The sequence below is a fragment of the Amycolatopsis sp. NPDC047767 genome, assembly GCF_040704195.1.
Classification (GTDB): domain Bacteria; phylum Actinomycetota; class Actinomycetes; order Mycobacteriales; family Pseudonocardiaceae; genus Amycolatopsis.
Genome location: NZ_JBEYSJ010000037.1, coordinates 1 through 18,914, shown reverse-complemented (window position 1 = coordinate 18,914; position 18,914 = coordinate 1). Strand labels below are relative to the sequence as shown.

Below are 18,914 nucleotides of genomic sequence, written 5' to 3'. Positions count from 1 at the left end.
CGGGAGCGACCATGTCCGCACGCCACGCCATCGAGGACCTGATCTTCACCTACGCCGCCCACGTCGACTCGGGGAACTTCGCCGCGGTCGGCGAGCTGTTCGCCCACGGCACCTTCGCCGGTGGTGACCCGGCGACGGGGCGCGAAGCCGTGGAGCGGTACTTCCACGACACCCTCGTGCTCTACCCCGACGGCACCCCGCGCACCCGTCACGTCACCAGCAACGTGCGCGTCCATGTCGACGAGGCCGCCGGAACCGCCACGGCCCACAGTTACTGGACGGCGCTGCAAGCCGTGCCTGGGCTGCCGCTGCAGCCCATCGCGTCGGGCCACTACGACGACCGCTTCGAACGCGCAGACTACGGATGGCGCTTCGTCGAACGGCGGCCGCACGTGGCGCTGGCCGGGGACCTCAGCCACCACCTCAAAGCGGCGTGACCCGCCCGCAACGCGCCGACGCCCGCCGCAACCGCGAGCGGCTCGTCGCCGAGGCTAGGGCGGCGTTCCTCGCCCACGGCACGAACGCCTCGCTCGAGGAGGTCGCGCGCCGGGCCGGCGTCGGGATCGGCACGCTGTACCGCCACTTCCCGCGCCGCGAAGACCTGCTCGACGCGGTGTTCCGGGGTGAGGTGGACGCGCTGCTCGACCTCGGCCGGGAGGCGGCCCGGGCCGGTGACGCGTTCGGCGCGCTGGGCACCTGGCTGCGGGCCGTGGTCGACCGGCACCGCGCGTGGCAGGCCATCGCCGCGGCGACCGGGCCGGACCGTCCGAACGCGACACTCGCCGCGGCGCGGATTCCCGTTGAGCAGGCGGGGAAAACCCTGCTCGCCCGCGCGCAAAAGGCGGGCGAGGCCCACAAGGACGCGAGGATCGCCGACCTCCTGCGCCTCGCCGGCGCCATCGGCCAGGCGGCCGACGAAACGCCGGACGATCCGAAGCTGCCGGACCGCCTGCTGCAGCTCGTGCTGGACGGGTTGCGGGCTCAGCCGCGCACGGGCAGGCGCGCGAGGTAGTGGTCGCGGGCCGTGAGGCTCGTGCCCAGGTGCCGCACGAGCGGCTCGAAGAACGAGCTGCGGTAGGTCGCGTCCGTGACCGCGCCGGCCGCGAAGTACAACGCCGAGAACGCGGCGATGAACAACGACACCTGCAGCAGCTCGTTGGCGATCGGCACCTGGATGCCGAACAGCGTGCCCGGCGACGGATCGTGCCCGACCCACGACTTGATCACCGGCGCGCGAACCGTGATCACGCTGAACGCCACGAAGAACACGAACGTGAGCACCGACAGCACCAGCGTCTGCAGGATCTGCGTGAGCAGCAGGACGAGCACCATGTTCGCCCGCTCCAGTTTGGTCAGCGGCACCCGCTCCGGCGCCGGATCGGTGCACGACGCGAACGGTGTCCCCTCCAGCGTGTCCGGCTCGGCGGGCTTCGCCACCTTCGTCAGCGACCGGACTTCGTCGGACAGCGTCGACACGAGGAACAGGACCGCCACCACCGAGAAAAGCCCGACGACGAGCCAGATCCGGTGCCGCGTCAGGTCGGCGGTCACCTGCCAGATCTCGGTGGTGAAGAAGCCGAACACGGTGAACAGCAGGAGCAGCGGCAACGCGCGGGACGTGAGGTCACCGAGGCGGGCGAGCTGGCGGAACGCGGCCCGCAGCGCCCAGCCGAGGATGGAGCCGCCGCCGAAGAACGCCGCGACGAGCAGCACCACCAGCAGCCCGAGCTGCTCCAGCACGCCGACCGGCAGCGAGTCGTGCGGCGGGGCCGCGGCGTCGACGATCGGGTTGAGCACCAGGAACACCGCGGCCACCGCGAGCGCGACGGGCGTGCCTTGCCGCGCCGGAACGCGCCGCCGGACCCAGCGCGCGGCGAGCCACGCGCCGGCCGACGGCACCACCACGTACGCGACGAGCACGCCGAGGTAGAGCAGTGCGAACCAGGTCTGGTCCATCCGGCGCGCGAACTCGTCGTCACTGCCGCCGTCGAGCACCGACGTCGCCGTGGTGAACAGCAGCCCGAGCACCACGAACACCTCGGCGGGCACGATCCGCACCAGCAGGTGCGCAGGACGTCCCCGCACCACCGACGGCAGGCCGCGCCGCCGGAACCACTGCTCGGCGGCTTCGCGGTCGTAGGGTTCGCGCGCGCTGTCCACGTCGGGTGACCTTAACGGGACCCGGGTGAACTCTCCTGGCGGAACGCGGTCAGCCGCGGCGGCGCTTGCGCAGTGCTTCGCGCGTGCGCCGGCCGAGGATCAGCGTCGGCACCGACAGCGCCGTGCCCACGCCGAGCGGCAGCCCCTGCTGCCACGCCGGCGCGCCGAGCGCCACCGGCGTCGCCGAGTCCTGCGCGTCGAAGTCGCTCACCCCGCCCCAGCGCGACGGCGGCAGGACGATGAAGCGCGCCTTGCCGATCACGTCGTCGACCGGCACCGTGCCGTTGACCCCGCCGTCGCCCTGGCAACGCGAGTCGCACGAGTCGTTGCGGTTGTCGCCCATGACCCAGAGGCTGCCCTGCGGCACCGTGACCGGGGCGAACGATTGCTGGGCCGCGTTGTTCGGGTCAGCCCAGTGGATGTAGGGCTCGTCGAGCGCCTTGCCGTCCACGATCACCCGGCCCTGCGGGTCGCAGCACTGCACCGTCTGCCCGCCGACGGCGATCACGCGCTTGACGAAGTCCTGCTCGTCCGGCGGCGCGAAGCCGACGAGCGAGCCGAGCTCGCGCAGGCCCTTCGCGAAGATGTTGCTCGGCTCCTGCGGCGCGATCTCGTGTTCGGTCCATGGACCCGGCCCCCGGAACACGATCACGTCGCCCGGCGAGGGGTCGGTGAAGTCGTAGGTGACCCGGTCGACGACCACGCGGTCGCCGAAGCAGCCCGTGCAGCCGTGCAGCGTGGTCTCCATGGACTCGGAGGGGATCATGAAGACCTTGGCGACGAACTGCTGGATCAGGATCGTGAGCACGAGGGCGATCACGATCAGGATCGGCAGTTCCTGCCAGAACGGACGTTTCTTGCGTGCCTTGCGTCCGCGACCGTCCGAACCGGACGACTCGCCCGCACCGTCCTGATCAGGACGTTCGGGGTCACTCTCGGCGGAACCGCGGGGGATGGGGTCGACCACGGGGCCAGGCTACCGACTTCCCGCGCGCCGCCGCCGCAGCGCCACCGATCACGATCGGGGTGTCGTCCCGCTGAGGGGGATCACTGGGGTTTCCCGCAGTCGCGCGCGCTTAGCGTGAAGTGATCTTGACCGGAGGGAGCCGGCGGTGGACACACCCGTGCTGAAATGCGGGAACCTGGTACTGGGCGAGCTGGATCCGGTGCTGCGCGCCGTGCGTGACACCGGTCCCGTCGCCCGCGTGCGGACGCCGGCGGGTGACGAAGCCTGGCTCGTCACCCGGCTCGCGGAGCTCAGGCAGCTGCTGCTCGACCCGCGGCTGGGCAAGACGCACCCCGATCCGACCCGCCGGCCGCGGTACGTGCGCACGCCGATGTTCGACCTGGCGGTGTCCGACGCGGAGCCGGCCGCCGCCCGCGAACGCCACGCCGACATCCGCGCCGCCCTCGTGCCCCACTTCACCGGCCGCAAGATGCAGCGCCTGGCCGACCGCGTCGCGGCGATGGTCGACGAGCAGATCGATGTGGTGCTCGCCGCCGGGCCGCCGGCCGACCTGCACAACGACTTCTCGCTGCCGCTGTCGTTCCGGATCCTGTGCGACCTCGTCGGCGTGCCCGATCCGGACGGTTTCCTCGCCTTGCTCCTCGGCGCCGGCGAGGTCGACGCCGAACACACCGCGGCCGCGGCACTGGACGAGCTGTACGCGTACCTGCGCGAACTCGCGCGCCGCAAGCGAAACACCCCGGGCGACGACCTCGCGTCCACGCTGTGCGAGGTGATCCCGGACGACGCCGACGTGTCGGGGCTGCTCGCGCTCGCGAGCTTCTCCTTCCTGGTGACGCCGAGCAACCTCAGCGCGGGCATCGCGCTGCTCGCCGGGCATCCCGGCGAGCGCGACCGGGTGCGGGCCGACCCGCGCCTGCTCGACACGGCCGTCGAAGAGGTGCTGCGGGTCGGCCGCGTCGCCGAGTCCTGTGTGCCGCGGTACGCGGCCGAGGACATCGCCGTGGCGGACGTCGTGATCCGCGCGGGCGACCTCGTGCTGTGCGACCACTACTCGACCGGCTTCGACGACCTCGTGTTCACCGATCCCGAGCGCTTCGACGTCGGGCGCCGCCCGAATCCGCACCCGGCGTTCAGCTACGGCATGTCGCACTGCATCGGCGCGCCGCTCGCGCGCGTCGAGCTGCGCGCCGCGTATGCCGCTTTGCTGACGCGGATGCCGGACTTGCGTCTCGCCGTCCCGTTCACCGGGATCCCCATGCTGGGCAGCGAACTCGGCGACCAGGTGGGCGGGTCGATCGCCCGGCTGCCGATGACCTGGTGAGCGGGCGGCCTAGACTGCCGCGCATGCCCGAAGCCCTCGTCACCGGTGCGACCGCCGGAATCGGCGCGGCGTTCGCCCGCCGGCTCGCCTCCGACGGGTTCGGCGTCGTGCTCGTCGCCCGGGACGAGGCCCGGCTCGAACGGTTCGCGAGCTCGCTGCGGGCGGACCACGGCGTGCCGGTCGAGGTCCTCGTGGCGGATCTGGCCACGGACGCCGGGATCACCCGCGTGGAAGAGCGGGTGCCGACGGTCGACCTGGTCGTGAACAATGCCGGGTTCGGGCAGCACGGTGAGTTCCTCGAGACCGAGGTGTCCGCCGAGCTGGCCATGCTGCGGGTGCACTGCGAGGCCGTTCTGCGGATCGCGAAGGCGGCCTTGCCCGGCATGCTCACGCGGCGGCGCGGGGGAGTGATCAACGTGGCCTCGGTGGCGGCGTTCTTCTCGCGGGGGACCTACAGCGCGTCGAAGTCGTGGGTCGTCGTCTTCAGCGACAGCGTGCGCGAACAGGTGCGCGGCAGCGGTGTGCACGTGATGGCGCTGTGCCCCGGCTGGGTGCGCACGGAGTTCCACGAACGGTCCGGAATGGACACCGGCGGCATCCCGGACTCGCTGTGGCTGGACGGGGAAACCCTCGTCGCCGCCGCGATCCGCGACTTCCGCCGAGGCACGGCGGTGAGCATCCCCGACCTCCGCTACAAGACCGCGGCGGCGCTCGGGAAGCTGCTGCCCCGCCCGCTGATGACGCGGATCGCCGCGCGGGCGGGCAGCAAACACTGACACCGGGCCGAAAAGCTCAGCGCACCCGGGCCTCGGCGGCCGATCCTCAGTGCCCGAACGCTTCGGCGAGCCACCACGAACCACCGTCGTCGGAGACCTTCGCGTCGATCACCAGCGGCGTTTCGCGTGGACCGTCGAGCCACTTCGTCACCGCGGCCAGGTCGCCCGGCGTGCGCACGGTGACGCCGGTGCAGCCGAAGCCGCGCGCGATCGCCGCGAGGTCCGTGTCGGGGAAACGCACCGGGTCGAGGTCGGCGTCGCCGAAGTGGTGGACCTCCGCGCCGTACGCGGCGTCGTTGTAGACGATCACCACCAGCGGCAGCCGCAGCCGCACGGCCGTCTCCAGCTCGGAGATCGCCATGTGGAACCCGCCGTCGCCGGCGCCGAGCACGGGCAGCCGGTCCGGGCGCGCGAGCGCGGCGCCGATCGCCGTGCCCAGCCCGAGCCCGACGCACTGGTAGGCCTGCGTGAAGCAGAACCCGTTCTCGTCCGGCACGGACAGGTACGCGCTCGGGTAACCCATGAAGTTGCCCGAGTCGATCGACACCACGCGCCGGGCGGGCAGCAGCTCGTCGAGGCGGGCGCTGAGCGTGCGCGCGTCGATGCGGCCGTCGCCGGAGTTGTCGAGGTGCGCCACGTCGTTCCAGCGCGCCTCGGCCGCCAGCCGTGCCGCGACCTCGGCACCGCGGTAGCCCTCGGCCTTGTGCCCGCGTGACTCCAGCAGCTCCAGCACGTCGACGGCCGTGGCCGCGACGTCGCCGACCACGCCGAGGTCGATCGGCCGGTGGGCGCCGAGCGCGGACTGCTCGCGATCCACCTGCACGAGCCGCGCCCGCGGCCCGAGCAGTTTGCCGTGGCGCGTGGTCCACATGTTCAGCGCGCAGCCCCAGCCCACGACCAGGTCCGCGTCGGCGATCAGCTCCGCGGTCAGCGGCGACGAGAAGCCGCCGCTGATCCCGAGGGACCACGGGTCGTCGTGGAAGAGGCCGTTGGCCACGGCCGAGGTCGCCAGCAGCGCGCCGGTGACGTCGGCCAGCGCCCGCAGCGCGGTGGCCTGGCCCCGGGCGCCGCGCCCGGCGATGAACACCGGGCGCCGTGCCTCGGACAGCAGCTCCGCCAGCTCGCCGGACACCGCGCTCTCCGGCCGGATCGGCGCGGGACCGGGCACCTCGGGCACTTCGCCGGGTGCCGGTGCTTCCTGTTGCTGCAGGTCGATCGGCAGGCTGAACACGACGGTCCGGTTCTCCTGCCGTGCGGTGCGGAACGCGCGGATCGTGTCGGCGAAGGCGGATTCCGCCGAATGCACGCGGTCGGCCACCGCGCCGACCGCGACGCCGAGTGCGTCCTGGTCGATCTTGAAGTTCGACAGCACGGCCGCCGCGGCAGCGTCGGCGGTGACCACGACCATCGGCGTGCGGCTCTTCGCCGCTTCGGTGATGCCGGTGATCGCGTTGGTCAGCCCGCACCCCTGGTGCAGGCTCAGCGCGGAGACCTGGCCGCTCATCCGCGCGTACGCGTCGGCCATGCTCGCCGCGCCGCCTTCGTGCCGCGCCGCGACAAAGCGCACGCCCGCCGCCCGCAGCGCGTTGGTCACCTCGAAGTTGCCGCTGCCGACCACGCCGAAGGCCATGCCGACGCCGAGGTCGGCGAGCGTGCGCCCGACGAGTTCCGCGACCTTCACGCGCCACGCTCGACGAGCGCGAACACGCGGGCCGGGCTGCCCGAACCGCCGACGATCGGCAGCGGGCTGATGACCAGCATCGCGCCGGTGGCGGGCAGGTTCGCCAGGTTGCGCAGCTGCGTCAGGCCGAACTTGCCCGCGCCGAGCAGCAGCTCGTGGCACGGGAAGGCCGGGTCGAGCCCGGGTGCCTGGCCGGCGTCGGTGCCGACGGTCTCCACGCCCAGCCCGGCGATCGGCGTCTCCTCGGCGAGCCACTTGGCGCACTCCGGCGAGATACCGGGGGTGTGCGAGCCGGACTCGTCGGCGTTGAGGAACTCGTCCTGGTCGCTTGAGTGCACGTCCCAGCCGCTGCGGTAGAGCAGCCACGCGCCGGCCGGCAGCGCGCCGTGCTCGGACTCCCATTCCCGCACGTCGTCGACCGACAGCAGGAAGTCCGGGTTGCCCTCGGCCTTCGCCGACGCGTCGAGCACCACCGCGGGCGCGACGAGCGTGCTCAGCGGCGCCTGCGAGACGTCGAGACCGTCCTTTCCGGACAGCCAGTGCACCGGCGCGTCGAAGTGGGTGCCGGTGTGCTCGCCGGTGTGGATGTCGTTCCAGTACCAGCGCGGGCCGCGCTCGTCGTAGCGGCTGATCTCCTCGAGCCGGAACGGGATCGTGTTCGCGAACGGCTCGGGCAGCTGCAGGATCGGGGTGCTCGAGGTCAGGGGAGCGGTGAGGTCCACGACCTCGATGCCACCCCCGGTGATCGCCGCGCTCAGCTCGGCCAGCAACGACATGCGTCCTCCAGTGCTCGACGGTGAACTGCCCATCCGTGAAACCTGGGGGAGACCCTATGCCCCGCAAGGGGTTCCGGGGAACCGCTCAGCCGGCCCGCAGGCCGTAGAAGCCGGCGATGTGCCGTGTCACCTCGGCCGACGCGCGGTCCGGGTCGCCGGTTTCGATCGCGTCGAGGATCCACGTGTGCTCGGTCGCGAGCCGGCGCGCCGTGGCGGGCCAGTCGGCCGTCCGCGCGTAGCCGGCGGTCATCTCGTCGCCGACGGCGTCGCCGAGCGAGGCGAGCAGCACGGCGGCGAGGTCGTTGTGCGCGGCGCGGGCGAGGCCGAGGTGGAAACCGGAGTCGAGCTCGCGGAACCGTGCCCGGGTCACGCCGGGCCGGCCCATCTCGCCGGTGACCTCCCGCAGCTGGTCGAGGTCCTCCTGCGCCGCGCCCCGGGCCGCCCGGGCCGCGGACGAGCGTTCCAGTTCGAGGCGGATGGACATGAGGTCGCCGGTGGCGAACCGCGACAGCGACAGGTGCAGCCGCAGCAGCTTGTGCAGCGCGCCGCTCGGTTCGCCGGCCACGACCGCGGCCGCGCTGCCCGTGTCGGCCGGTTCGAGCACGCCCGCCGCCTCGAGAGCGCGGACTCCTTCGCGCACGTGCGAGGGCCCGACGCCGAGCGCCCGTGCCAGGTCGCGTTCGGCGGGCAGCGGGTCGCCCGCGCCCAGCCGCGCGGTGACGATCCAGTCCTGGATCCCCGCCAGCGCCTGGCCGGGTGACCCGAGGTACCGCACGTTGTCCGGTTGGCCCATCGATCGGACCGCCTCCTCGACCGCGTTGTCGGACTGTCGGCACGTGCTTCCCGCACTGCTCCCGATCCACCGCAGCCTAAGACAGCGGTGGTCGGACCACAATGTGGACTGCTACGGATGGAGCAGGTGATCGGGCTCGGGCAGGTCCAGCTCGTCGGCCAGCGGCGCGAAGAACGCCTCGACGGAATCGTCGTCCACCTCGGCGAGGGTGCCCGGGCGCCAGCGCGGTGCGCGGTCCTTGTCGAGGATCGCCGCCCGGATGCCCTCGGCCAGGTCGGGATGCGCGAGGAACCGGCTGCAGAGGCGGAAGTCCTGGCGCAGGCATTCCTCGATCGTGCTCATGGCGCGGGCCTGGCGCACCGCCCGCAGCGTCACCTTGAGCGCCGTCGGGGCGGCCGCGGTGATCGCGGCGACGGCCTCGCGCGGCCCCGGCTCGTCGATGGCGTCGAGGCGGTACAGCACGTCTTCGACGGTCCTCGCGCCGCCGTACGCGTGGTCGATCCAGCACCGCGCGGCCGCGAGCGGCGCCGGCCCGGGATCCTCGGCGTACTTCGCCACGGCCGGTTCGGGTGCCGCACCGGCGGCGAGATCGTCGACGAGCGCGGCCAGCCGACCGGCGGGTACGCGGTGGTCGGCGAGTCCACAGTGGACCGCGTCGCCGGGGCCCACCCGGCCCGCCGTCAGGGCGAGGTGCGGGCCGAGCTCCCCGGGTGCGCGGGCGAGCAGGAGCGCGCCGCCGACGTCGGGCGCGAGGCCGATGGCGACCTCCGGCATCGCGAGCACCGAGCGTTCGGTGACGACCCGGACCGCCGCGTGCGCGCCGATCCCGATCCCGCCGCCCATGGTGATGCCGTCCATGAGCGCGACGACGGGTTTCGGGTAGCGCGCGAGGCGGGCGTCGAGCCGGTACTCCTCGCGCCACAGCGTCAGCGCGACCGCCGGATCGCCGACGGCCGATGAGTGGACCACGCCGATGTCGCCGCCCGCGCAGAACGCCCGGTCGCCCGCGCTGTCGAGCACGACGGCGGTCACGGCCGGGTCGGACTCCCACTCGTCGAGGGCGGTCAGCATCGCCCGGATCATGGGCAGGTCCAGCGCGTTCAGTGCCTCCGGACGGTTCACGGTCAGCCGGCCGACCGCCCCCTGTCTGCGGGCCGAAACGGTGCTCACGTCGGTCACTACCGCCTTCCTGCGGCCGGGTGGTGCTGGCTTCCAGGGTTGCGCATTCCGTACGCCCACTTCTATGGTCAGACCACATGCAAGGCAAGACCAGTTGTAGTTCAGGTCGTGGAACGAGGTGTGGACACGGTGGGTGAGAGCGGTGGCGAACCGATCCGGGTGATGCTGGCCAAGATCGGGCTGGACGGCCACGACCGGGGTGTGAAGGTCGTCGCGCGGACCCTGCGCGACGCGGGCATGGAGGTGATCTACACCGGCCTGCACCGCAGCCCCGAGCAGGTGCTGGAAGCGGCCGTGCAGGAAGACGTCGACGTGCTCGGCGTCAGCCTGCTCTCCGGCGCCCACCTGCCGATCTTCACCCGCATCTTCGAGCTGATCGACGCGATGCCCGACCGGCCCGGTTTCGCGATCGTCGCCGGCGGCGTGATGCCGGACGAGGACGAGGAGACGCTCAAGAAGATGGGCGTCGCCGAAGTGCTCGGCCAGGACACCACCCCGGAGACGATCGTCGAGCGCATCCGCGCGCTGGCCGGCGTCGCAGAGGAGGCGTGATGGACCCGATGGACTCCGGCCACGGAACCTCGATGGAGCAGTGGAGCTGGCCGCCGCGCTACGACGAGACCTACCGCCCGCCGTCCGGGCACCAGCACTGGTTCCCGCGGCGGGAGACGATGCCCGCGGCCGACCGCGACGAGGCGATCCTGGCCCGCATCCGCGAGGTGATGGCCTACGCGTGGGACCACGCGCCGTTCTACCGGCGCAAGTGGGAGGAGGCGGGGATCCACCCGTCGGCCATCCGCGACCTGTCGGACTTCGAAAAGGTTCCCGTGGTGCGCAAGGAAGAGCTGCGCGCCGACCAGGCGGCCCACGAGCCGTTCGGCAGCTACCTCGCCGTGGATCCGGGCGAGGTCAAGCACGTGAACGGCACGTCGGGCACCACCGGCCGCCCGACCGCGTTCGGCATCGGCGAGCGCGACTGGCGCAGCGTCGCCAACGCCCACGCCCGCGTGATGTGGGGGATGGGCATCCGCGAAACCGACACCGTCCTCGTGGCCTCGCCGTTGAGCCTGTACTGGGGTTCCTGGGGCGCCTACATCGGCGCGGAACGCCTCGGCGCGCGGGTGTTCCCGTTCGGCGCCGGCACGCCCGGGCAGACCGCCCGCACGGTCATGTGGATGAAGCAGATGGGCGTGACCGTGTTCTACGGGACGCCGTCGTACGCCCTGCACCTGGCCGAGGTCGCCGCCGACGAGGGCGTGGACCCGGCGGATCTGGGGCTGCGCAAGCTGTTCTTCTCCGGCGAACCCGGTGCCAGCGTGCCGACGATCCGCGGCCGGATCGAAGCGGCGTTCGACGCGGAGGTGTACGACTCGGGCAGCATGGCCGAGGTCAGCCCGTGGATGCACCTGGGTGCCGCGAACCACGAGCCGGGTGTGTTCGCCTGGCAGGACCTCGTCTACACCGAGGTGTGCGACCCGGTCGACCACCACCGGGTGGACTACGGCCGCGAGGGCACCCCCGTGTACACCACGCTGGAGCGCACCAGCCAGCCGATGATCCGGCTGCTGTCGAACGACCTCACGCGCTGGGAAGCGCCCTCGGCCGACCGCGGCCGCACCTACCCGTTCCTGCCGCAGGGCATCTACGGGCGCATCGACGACATGTTCACCGTGCGCGGCGAGAACGTGTACCCGAGCGCGATCGACGACGTGGTGATGGCCGCCGAGGGCTACGGCGGAGAGCACCGCATCGTGATCAGCCGCAAGTCCACGATGGACACCCTCGCCGTGCAGGTTGAGCACCGCGGCGTCGCGGAGTCCACTCTGGACGGCTGGGCCCGCGCGATCGAGGACAAGCTGCGGCGCGCGCTCGGCGTCGGCGCGCACGTGGTGCCGGTGGAGTACAAGACGTTCGACCGCACCGAGTTCAAGGCGCGGCGGGTGATCGACGACCGCGACCTGCTGCGCCGCCTCGGAAGTGGCTCGTGAAGACCCCGGCCGACGTGGTGGGCCGGGTGCTCGCGGGGGAGCACCCGGCCATCGCGCGGATGCTCACCTTCGTGGAGCGGCGCACCGCCGGTGTCGACGAGGCGCTCGCCGAGCTGCACGGCAAGGCGGGCGACGCCCACGTGCTCGGCCTCACCGGGCCGCCGGGCAGCGGCAAGAGCACGCTGGTCAAGGCGCTGACCGAGCACTACCGCAAGCAGGGCAAGACGGTCGGCGTGCTGGCGGTGGACCCGTCCAGCGTGTTCAGCGGCGGCGCGATCCTGGGCGACCGCATCCGGATGACCGGCCTCGCGGGGGACGAGGGCGTGTTCATCCGCTCCGTCGCCACCCGGGGCGCCCTCGGCGGCCTCTCGCGCGCCACGCTCGACGCGATCACCGTGCTCGACGCCGCCGGGAAGGACGTGGTGGTGCTCGAGACCGTCGGCGTCGGGCAGGCCGAAGTCGACGTGATCAGCGCGGCCCAGACCGTGGCCGTGGTGAGCGTGCCGGGCATGGGCGACGACGTGCAGGCGATCAAGGCCGGCCTGCTGGAGATCGCCGACGTGCACGTGGTGAACAAGGCCGACCGCGAAGGCGCGGCCAAGACCGTGGCCGAGCTGCGCGACATGCTCCGGCTCTCGCACCGCAAGCCGCACCAGTGGAACGTGCCGATCCAGCAGACCGTCGCCGCCACCGGCGACGGGGTGCCCGAGCTCGCCGAGCGGTTCGCCGCGCACCTGGCGTGGATGACCGAGCACGGCGAACGCGAGCGCCGCGCCCGGCGCAACAGCGCGACCCGCATCCGGTGGGTCGCCGAACAGCTCGTGCTCGACGGGCTGCGCCCCGGCGTCCCCGCGTTCGACCGGGCGGTGGACGACGTGACCGCGCGGCGCGAGGACCCGCTTTCCGCCGCGCGCCGCCTGGTCGGGCGGCCGGGTGTGACGACTGACGAGGAGGAACTGTGGTGAACGAGCACGACCCGGCCCCGGCGGAACGGGCACTGACGACCGAGGCGCTCGTCGAGGCGGTCACGCGCGAACTCGCCGGCTGGGAGGGCGACGAGCTCGCGGCGTTCGTCAACCGCCAGCCCGAATCGCGCGAGGTCTACCGCTCCGGCAGCGGCATGGAGGTGCAGCGCGTCTACACCCCCGCCGACCTGCCCGACGACTGGCAGGACATCGGCCTGCCCGGCCGCTACCCGTACACGCGCGGGCCGTACCCGACGATGTACCGCGGCCGCACCTGGACCATGCGCCAGATCGCGGGCTTCGGCCAGGCCGAGGAGACGAACAAGCGGTTCCAGTACCTCATCGCGCAGGGCCAGACCGGCCTGTCCGTCGACTTCGACATGCCGACGCTGATGGGCCTGGACAGCGACGACCCGATGAGCCTCGGCGAGGTCGGCCGCGAGGGCGTCGCGATCGACACGCTGCCGGACATGGAGGCGTTGTTCGACGGGATCGACCTCGAGAAGATCAGCGTGTCGATGACGATCAACCCGTCGGCGTGGATCCTGCTCGCGATGTACGTGGCCGTGGCCGAGCAGCGCGGCTACGACCTCAACAAGCTCTCGGGGACGATCCAGAACGACATCCTCAAGGAGTACGTGGCGCAGAAGGAGTGGGTGTTCCCGGTCCGGCCGAGCATGCGGATCGTGCGTGACACGGTGGTCTACGCCAGCGAGCACATGGCGCGCTACAACCCCGTCAACATCTCCGGCTACCACATCAGCGAGGCCGGAGCGAACGCGCTGCAGGAGATCGCGTTCACGATGGCGATCACGAAGGCCTACGTGGAGGACGTCGTCGCCACCGGGGTCGACGTGGACCAGTTCGCCTCGCGGCTGTCGTTCTTCTTCGTGAGCCAGGCCGACCTGTTCGAGGAGGTCGCGAAGTTCCGCGCGGTGCGGCGGTTCTACGCGAAGATGATGAAGGAGACCTTCGGCGCCCAGAACCCGCAGTCGATGCGGCTGCGGTTCCACGCGCAGACGGCGGCGGCCACGCTGACGAAACCCCAGCCGCTCAACAACATCATCCGCACCGCGCTGCAGGCGCTCTCGGCCGTGCTCGGCGGTGCGCAGTCGTTGCACACCAACGGTCTCGACGAGGCCTACACGATCCCGAGCGAGCAGGCGATGAAGGTCGCGCTGCGCACGCAGCAGATCATCGCCGACGAAACCGGCGTCACCAGCGTGATCGACCCGCTCGGCGGCTCGTACTACGTGGAGAACCTCACCGATCGCCTCGAACAGGGCATCCACGACTACTTCACGAAGATCGAGGAGCTCGGCGGTGTGGTCGCCGCGATCGAGCAGGGCTTCTTCCAGCGCGAGATCTCCGACACCGCCTACGACTACGCGCGCCGCAAGGCCAGCGGCGACCGGCCCGTGATCGGCGTCAACAAGTACGTCGACGAAGGCGAAGGCGAGAAGATCGAGACCCACAAGCTCGACCCGGAATCCGAAGCCCGGCAGCTCTCGCGCCTCAAGCAGGTGCGGGCCGACCGGGACCAAGACCGGGCGAAGGCGGCGATGGAGCACCTGCTCGCCGTGGCGGCCGATCCGGCGGCGAACCTCATGCCCGCCACGATCGAGGCCGTGAAGGCACACCTGTCCATGGGAGAGATCACCGGCGCGTTGCGTGATGTCTTCGGCTCCTACACCGAGACCCCGGTGTTCTGACGAGCCCAGCCGCAGTCCCCACCCTTCTCACCCCCTCTCAACGACGAGAGTCCCGGAGGTGACCTGTGTACACACAGGTTCCCGCGCCACTGGGCGGCAGCCTCGGCTGGTCCGCCCTCGTGTCCGCCCTGCCCCTGCTGGTGTTGTTCGTGCTGCTGGGTGTGTTCCGCGTCCGCGCCTGGCTGGCCTCGGTCATCGCGCTCGTGCTGTCGATCGTGGTCGCCATCGCGGTCTACGGCATGCCCGCCGGCCCGGCCTTCGACTCCGCACTCGAAGGCGCGGCGTTCGGCCTGTTCCCCGCGTTGTGGATCGTGCTGAACTCCCTGTGGATCTACCAGATGACGAAGGTGTCCGGGCACTTCGACGTGCTGCGGCGCACCTTCGCGAAGATCAGCGACGACCAGCGGGTGCAGGGCGTGATCATCGCGTTCTCGTTCGGCGCCCTGCTGGAGGCGCTCGCCGGTTTCGGCGCGCCGGTCGCGATCTGCTCGGTGATGCTGGTGGCTGTCGGGCTGAAACCGCTGAAGGCGGCGACGGTCGCGCTGATCGCCAACACCGCGCCCGTCGCGTACGGCGCCGTCGCGCTGCCCGTGATCACGCTCGCGAAAGTGACCGGGCTGCCGCTCGACGACCTCGCCGCGATGACCGGGCGGCAGGTGCCGATCCTCGCGCTGATCGTGCCGCTGGTGCTCATGATCGTGCTCGACGGACGCCGCGGGCTGCGGCAGGCGTGGCCGGCCGCGCTCGTGTGCGGCGTGAGCTTCGCCGTGGTCCAGTACCTGATGGCGAACTTCGGCCCGGTGCAGCTCACGGACATCGCGGCTTCGCTCGTGTCCGCCGCTGCCGTGCTGGTGCTGCTGCGGTTCTGGCGGCCGAAGCCGGCCGACGCGCCGGACCGGGCGCCCGACCGTGTGCCCGGTGGTGGCGCGCAGCCGGTTTCCGGCGGTGGCGGGGTGGCCGTGCGCGAGCGGACGGTGGTCGACTCGCGCGTCGAGCAGCTCCGGTCGTTCGCGCCGTACGCGACGATCATCGTGATGTTCTCGATCGCCGCCATCCCGGTGGTGGCCGCGGCGCTGGCCACGACGACGAAGACGTTCAGCTGGCCCGGCCTGCACATCGCGACCTCGGAGGGCAAACCGCTGAGCCTGGTGTCGTTCAAGTTCGACTGGCTCGCCGACAGCGGCACGGTGCTGTTCATCGCCGGGGTCGTGTCCGCGTTCCTGTTGAAAGTGCCGCTGCGGGAGGCGGTCCGCGCCTACGGGCAGACGATCGTGCAGCTGCGGACCGCCGGGCTCACGGTGATGGCGGTGCTGGCACTGGCGTACGTGATGAACATGTCGGGCCAGACGGCCACGCTCGGGCTGTTCCTCGCCGGGGCCGGCGGGCTGTTCGCGCTGCTCTCGCCGCTGCTGGGCTGGTTCGGCACGGCGGTGACGGGTTCGGACACGTCGTCGAACTCGCTGTTCGGGGCGCTGCAGGTGGCGGCCGCGCACGGGGCCCAGCTGCAACCGGTGCTGATGGCGGCGGCGAACAGCAGCGGCGGCGTGCTGGGGAAGATGATCAGCCCGCAGAACCTCGCGATCGGCGCGAGCGCCGTGGGCCTCGCGGGCAAGGAGGGCCTGCTGTTCCGGCGGGTGCTCGCGGCGTCGGCGGTGTTCGTGCCGCTGATGTGCGTGCTGGTGTACCTGCAGTCGACGCCGGTGCTGTCGTGGATGGTGCCGTGAGCGCGCGCGACGCCGTCGAAGAGGCCAACGCGGCGATCGGCGCGGCGGTGTCCACGTGCACGTTGCCGGCCGACGACGAGGCGGTGCTGCTCGACGTCCAGTACGAGCTGCTCGAACTGGCCGACGCGCTCGCCGCCGGGACTCCGGTACCCGAGCTGCCCCGCTTGTGGCGGGCGGCCCGGGACCTCGGGCCCGTCGCGGTGCCGCGCGGGTTCGAGGTGCTGGGCGGGCTGAGCGCGGCGGCCGGGCTGTTGAAGCTCGCGCGGGCGGTGTCGCGGCGGGCGGCGCGAGAAGCGCCGGCCGACGCGGTGCCGGTGCTCGACCGATTGGGTGACGTCCTGCTCGCCCTCGCGTTCCGCGCGGAGGAGCGCGAACGGTCACTGGGGTACGTCGGATGGTGTGCCGACTGTGCCGACGGTTGCTGATCCGGCCACAGTCACGGCCGAATGGCTTCGTGGCAACGGTTACGTCAGGGGTGGGGTCGGCCTACTTTCGGCCGGATTAGTAAGTGTGGTCATACCAACAAAGAGGTCATATTGACACTGGCTGCGAGCTCCGATTACCTTGAGTGAGCACTACGCGGTGCAGAGGAACTCCGGTGAGATTCCGGGCCGGTCGCGCCACTGTGATCGGACCCCGCCCGGCGGGGTTCGCAGGCAGACCCTCTCACCGCGTCCATCCTTGACCGGGTCGCACGAACCCGAGGAGGAGCGTGACCACCGTGATGCCGGAAACGACGCCGGAAACAACACCGGGGAACCGGTCATGACGACCGAGGCGGCCTGGGAGCCGGTGCGCCGCGTGCGGATGCACGAACAGGTCCTGGCGCAGATCGAGGAGAAGATCCTCGACGGCAGCCTGCGCGCGGGGGAGAAGCTCCCCAGCGAACGCGAGCTCGTGAGCGCGCTGGGTGTGAGCCGGACCAGCGTCCGCGAAGCCCTCCGCGCACTCGAAGCCATGGGGATCATCGAGGCGCGCACCGGTTCGGGCGCCGACGCGGGTTCGGTCGTCACGGCGCGGTCGACCCCGGCACTGACCAACCTGCTGCGGCTGCACCTCGCGCTCGCGCGGATCAGCCTGGCCGATCTGGTCGAGACGCGCGTGCAGCTCGAACGCAACGCCGCTCGCGGCGCGGCCGCGGCCCGCACACCCGAGGACGTGGCCCGGCTTGCCGAGCTGGTCGAGGGCATGCGCGCGGCGGACCAGGAGTACCAGCAGTTCAACGCGCTGGACACCGAGTTCCACGTGACCATCGCGCGGATCTCGGGCAACGCGCTGGCCACCGACCTCATGCAGGCGCTGCGGGGCGCCGTCGAGTCGGAGATGGCGGCGGCGTTCGCGCGCCTGCCCGACTGGCGGGCCGTCGCGGCCGACTTGGTGACCGAGCACGAGCAGATCCTGCGCGCCATCGAAGCCGGCGACGGGGATCGCGCGGCCGAGCTCGTGGCCGACCACATCACGCGCTTCTACACCGATCGCGTGCTCAACCCCTGATCTACGCTGTCGGCCATGACTGATGAGGCCGGTGCGCTGGCGGCTTTCGGGTACGAGCTCGGGGTGCTCAAACGCGTCCGCCGCAGCGGCTGGTGGCAGGCCGGTGTGCGCGACCCGGAGTCGGTGGCCGAGCACAGCCTGCGGGCGGCCCAGCTCGCGGCGCTGCTGGCCGCGGAGGAAGGCGCGTCGCCCGAGCGCGCGGCGTTCCTGGCGCTCTGGCACGACACGCAGGAGACCCGGACGGGTGACCTTCCGCATTCGGCCGGGCCGTACCTGGTGAAACCGGATCCGCGGGCGATCACAGCGGACCAGACGGCCGCGTTGCCGTCGCGTTCGCGTGGCGTGGTGCGCGAGGCCGTCGACGAGTACGAGGCGCGGGAGTCTGCTGAGGCGCGGTGCGCGAAGGACGCCGACAAGCTGGAAATGCTTCTGCAGGCGCTGGAGTACCGCTCATCGGGTGTGTCCACAGTGGACGAGTGGGTCGGCTCCGCGTGTGCCGGGTTGTTCACGGAGACGGCCCGCCGTCTCGCCACGGCCGCGCTGACGTTGTCGCCGCTGTCCTGGCGCGCGCTCTGATCACGGTTGGTTGGAATCTTGCCGGCCGGGGAATTCTCCCGGTGACTGAACGGGAGGCAGCACGATGAAGTGGAGGATCACGGCAGCCTTGGCGGGCGCGGCGGCGGTCGCGGCCACGATCGGCTTCGCCGGCAACGCGAACGCGGCCACCGCGCCGTGCGGCGCCCGGGCGAAAGCCTGCGTGCAGCTGCACACCGGCACGGCGTGGCTGATGGACAACGGAAACGTCGTGCGCGGCGGAGTGCCCATCACGGTGGGCAAACCCGCGTACCCGACGCCGGCCGGCACGTTCCGCGTGCAGTACAAGGACATCGACCACTACAGCAAGCAGTTCAACGGGCCCATGCCGTACTCGGTCTTCTTCACGACCACTGGGGTGGCGTTCCACCAGGGCAGCCTGAAAGTGCAGTCGCACGGCTGCGTCCACCTCTCCCACGCCGACGCGGTGGCCTTCTACAACGCACTCCACCCGGGTGACGTGGTCCAGGTGGTGAAGTAGGACGGTCGCGGGGTGGGAGGCGCCCACCCCGCGTTGCCGTGGTGGTCTGGACCCCCGCACTGGCAGGATGGCCGGGTGACGGTGGGGCAGGGGGAACGGCTGGGCCCGGACTTCGCGCGCGTCTGGGCGGCCGCGTCGGTGTCCGTGGTGGGCGACGGCGTGCGAGTCGCAGTGCTGCCGTTGCTCGCCGTGGCTCCATTGTTGGCCTCGGCTCCGCCGAGGCGTGCGAGATCGCTTTTAGCCGGCTTCCGGATGGGGCGGTCGGATCGGCCGGGGGCCGATCGGCAGAGCACACCACTG

19 protein-coding genes are annotated in these 18,914 nt (G+C 71.7%); 13 read left to right on the top strand and 6 right to left on the bottom strand.

Annotated elements, in window-relative coordinates:
- The first annotated feature begins 11 nt into the window (after positions 1 to 11).
- Positions 12 to 437, top strand: a complete 426-nt coding sequence (locus tag AB0878_RS40920) for a nuclear transport factor 2 family protein (RefSeq protein ID WP_366586961.1) — start codon at positions 12 to 14, stop codon at positions 435 to 437.
- On the top strand, positions 434 to 1,012 hold the full coding sequence (locus AB0878_RS40915) for a helix-turn-helix domain-containing protein (protein WP_366586958.1): 579 nt from the start codon (positions 434 to 436) through the stop codon (positions 1,010 to 1,012). The genes AB0878_RS40920 and AB0878_RS40915 overlap by 4 nt, the downstream gene beginning before the upstream one ends.
- On the opposite strand, the gene AB0878_RS40910 is transcribed toward AB0878_RS40915, so the two are convergent.
- Positions 982 to 2,160 carry a hypothetical protein gene (locus AB0878_RS40910; protein WP_366586955.1) on the bottom strand — a complete coding sequence of 393 codons (1,179 nt, stop codon included), beginning with the start codon at positions 2,158 to 2,160 and terminating at the stop codon, positions 982 to 984. The two genes, AB0878_RS40915 and AB0878_RS40910, sit on opposite strands and share 31 nt — an antisense overlap.
- A 49-nt stretch (positions 2,161 to 2,209) precedes the next feature.
- Positions 2,210 to 3,127, bottom strand: a complete 918-nt coding sequence (lepB, locus tag AB0878_RS40905; RefSeq protein ID WP_366586953.1) for a signal peptidase I — start codon at positions 3,125 to 3,127, stop codon at positions 2,210 to 2,212.
- A gap of 145 nt (positions 3,128 to 3,272) precedes the next feature.
- Between lepB and AB0878_RS40900 the strand changes: the two genes are divergently transcribed.
- Positions 3,273 to 4,451 carry a cytochrome P450 gene (locus tag AB0878_RS40900; protein ID WP_366586951.1) on the top strand — a complete coding sequence of 393 codons (1,179 nt, stop codon included), beginning with the start codon at positions 3,273 to 3,275 and terminating at the stop codon, positions 4,449 to 4,451.
- Positions 4,452 to 4,474: 23 nt separating this feature from the next.
- The gene (locus AB0878_RS40895) at positions 4,475 to 5,227 is read left to right on the top strand and encodes an SDR family oxidoreductase (RefSeq protein WP_366586948.1); all 753 of its coding nucleotides are present in this window, start codon (positions 4,475 to 4,477) and stop codon (positions 5,225 to 5,227) included.
- A gap of 46 nt (positions 5,228 to 5,273) precedes the next feature.
- Here AB0878_RS40895 and AB0878_RS40890 read toward each other — a convergent pair whose 3' ends face one another.
- From AB0878_RS40890 to AB0878_RS40875, 4 genes are all read right to left on the bottom strand, one after another.
- Entirely contained in the window at positions 5,274 to 6,908 is a 1,635-nt protein-coding gene (locus AB0878_RS40890) for a thiamine pyrophosphate-binding protein (protein ID WP_366586946.1), read from the bottom strand.
- Positions 6,905 to 7,684 carry a cyclase family protein gene (locus AB0878_RS40885; RefSeq protein ID WP_366586944.1) on the bottom strand — a complete coding sequence of 260 codons (780 nt, stop codon included), beginning with the start codon at positions 7,682 to 7,684 and terminating at the stop codon, positions 6,905 to 6,907. The genes AB0878_RS40890 and AB0878_RS40885 overlap by 4 nt, the downstream gene beginning before the upstream one ends.
- An 85-nt stretch (positions 7,685 to 7,769) precedes the next feature.
- Positions 7,770 to 8,477, bottom strand: a complete 708-nt coding sequence (locus tag AB0878_RS40880) for an FCD domain-containing protein (RefSeq protein ID WP_366586942.1) — start codon at positions 8,475 to 8,477, stop codon at positions 7,770 to 7,772.
- 111 nt (positions 8,478 to 8,588) lie between these two features.
- On the bottom strand, positions 8,589 to 9,656 hold the full coding sequence (locus AB0878_RS40875; RefSeq protein ID WP_366586940.1) for a 3-hydroxyisobutyryl-CoA hydrolase: 1,068 nt from the start codon (positions 9,654 to 9,656) through the stop codon (positions 8,589 to 8,591).
- 129 nt (positions 9,657 to 9,785) lie between these two features.
- Here AB0878_RS40875 and AB0878_RS40870 point away from each other — a divergent pair, with 129 nt between their 5' ends.
- The 9 genes from AB0878_RS40870 (at position 9,786) to AB0878_RS40830 (ending at position 18,614) form a co-directional block, all read left to right on the top strand.
- Positions 9,786 to 10,208: a cobalamin B12-binding domain-containing protein gene (locus tag AB0878_RS40870; RefSeq protein ID WP_366586938.1), complete on the top strand. Its 423-nt coding sequence runs from the start codon at positions 9,786 to 9,788 to the stop codon at positions 10,206 to 10,208.
- Entirely contained in the window at positions 10,208 to 11,644 is a 1,437-nt protein-coding gene (locus AB0878_RS40865) for an AMP-binding protein (protein ID WP_366586936.1), read from the top strand. Before AB0878_RS40870 ends, AB0878_RS40865 begins: the two co-directional genes overlap by 1 nt.
- A complete protein-coding gene (meaB, locus tag AB0878_RS40860; RefSeq protein ID WP_366586934.1) occupies positions 11,641 to 12,609 on the top strand; it encodes a methylmalonyl Co-A mutase-associated GTPase MeaB in 969 nt (322 codons plus the stop codon). The genes AB0878_RS40865 and meaB overlap by 4 nt, the downstream gene beginning before the upstream one ends.
- The gene (locus tag AB0878_RS40855; protein ID WP_366586931.1) at positions 12,606 to 14,321 is read left to right on the top strand and encodes a methylmalonyl-CoA mutase family protein; all 1,716 of its coding nucleotides are present in this window, start codon (positions 12,606 to 12,608) and stop codon (positions 14,319 to 14,321) included. The genes meaB and AB0878_RS40855 overlap by 4 nt, the downstream gene beginning before the upstream one ends.
- A gap of 65 nt (positions 14,322 to 14,386) precedes the next feature.
- Positions 14,387 to 16,045: an L-lactate permease gene (locus AB0878_RS40850; protein WP_366586928.1), complete on the top strand. Its 1,659-nt coding sequence runs from the start codon at positions 14,387 to 14,389 to the stop codon at positions 16,043 to 16,045.
- A complete protein-coding gene (locus AB0878_RS40845; protein WP_366586925.1) occupies positions 16,042 to 16,470 on the top strand; it encodes a hypothetical protein in 429 nt (142 codons plus the stop codon). Before AB0878_RS40850 ends, AB0878_RS40845 begins: the two co-directional genes overlap by 4 nt.
- Before the next feature lie 340 nt (positions 16,471 to 16,810).
- Entirely contained in the window at positions 16,811 to 17,539 is a 729-nt protein-coding gene (locus AB0878_RS40840) for a FadR/GntR family transcriptional regulator (protein WP_366586923.1), read from the top strand.
- Positions 17,540 to 17,554: 15 nt separating this feature from the next.
- On the top strand, positions 17,555 to 18,115 hold the full coding sequence (locus tag AB0878_RS40835; protein WP_366586920.1) for an HD domain-containing protein: 561 nt from the start codon (positions 17,555 to 17,557) through the stop codon (positions 18,113 to 18,115).
- A gap of 64 nt (positions 18,116 to 18,179) precedes the next feature.
- Complete coding sequence (locus AB0878_RS40830; protein ID WP_366586917.1) at positions 18,180 to 18,614, top strand: L,D-transpeptidase; 435 nt, start codon at positions 18,180 to 18,182, stop codon at positions 18,612 to 18,614.
- Positions 18,615 to 18,914: the final 300 nt, after the last annotated feature.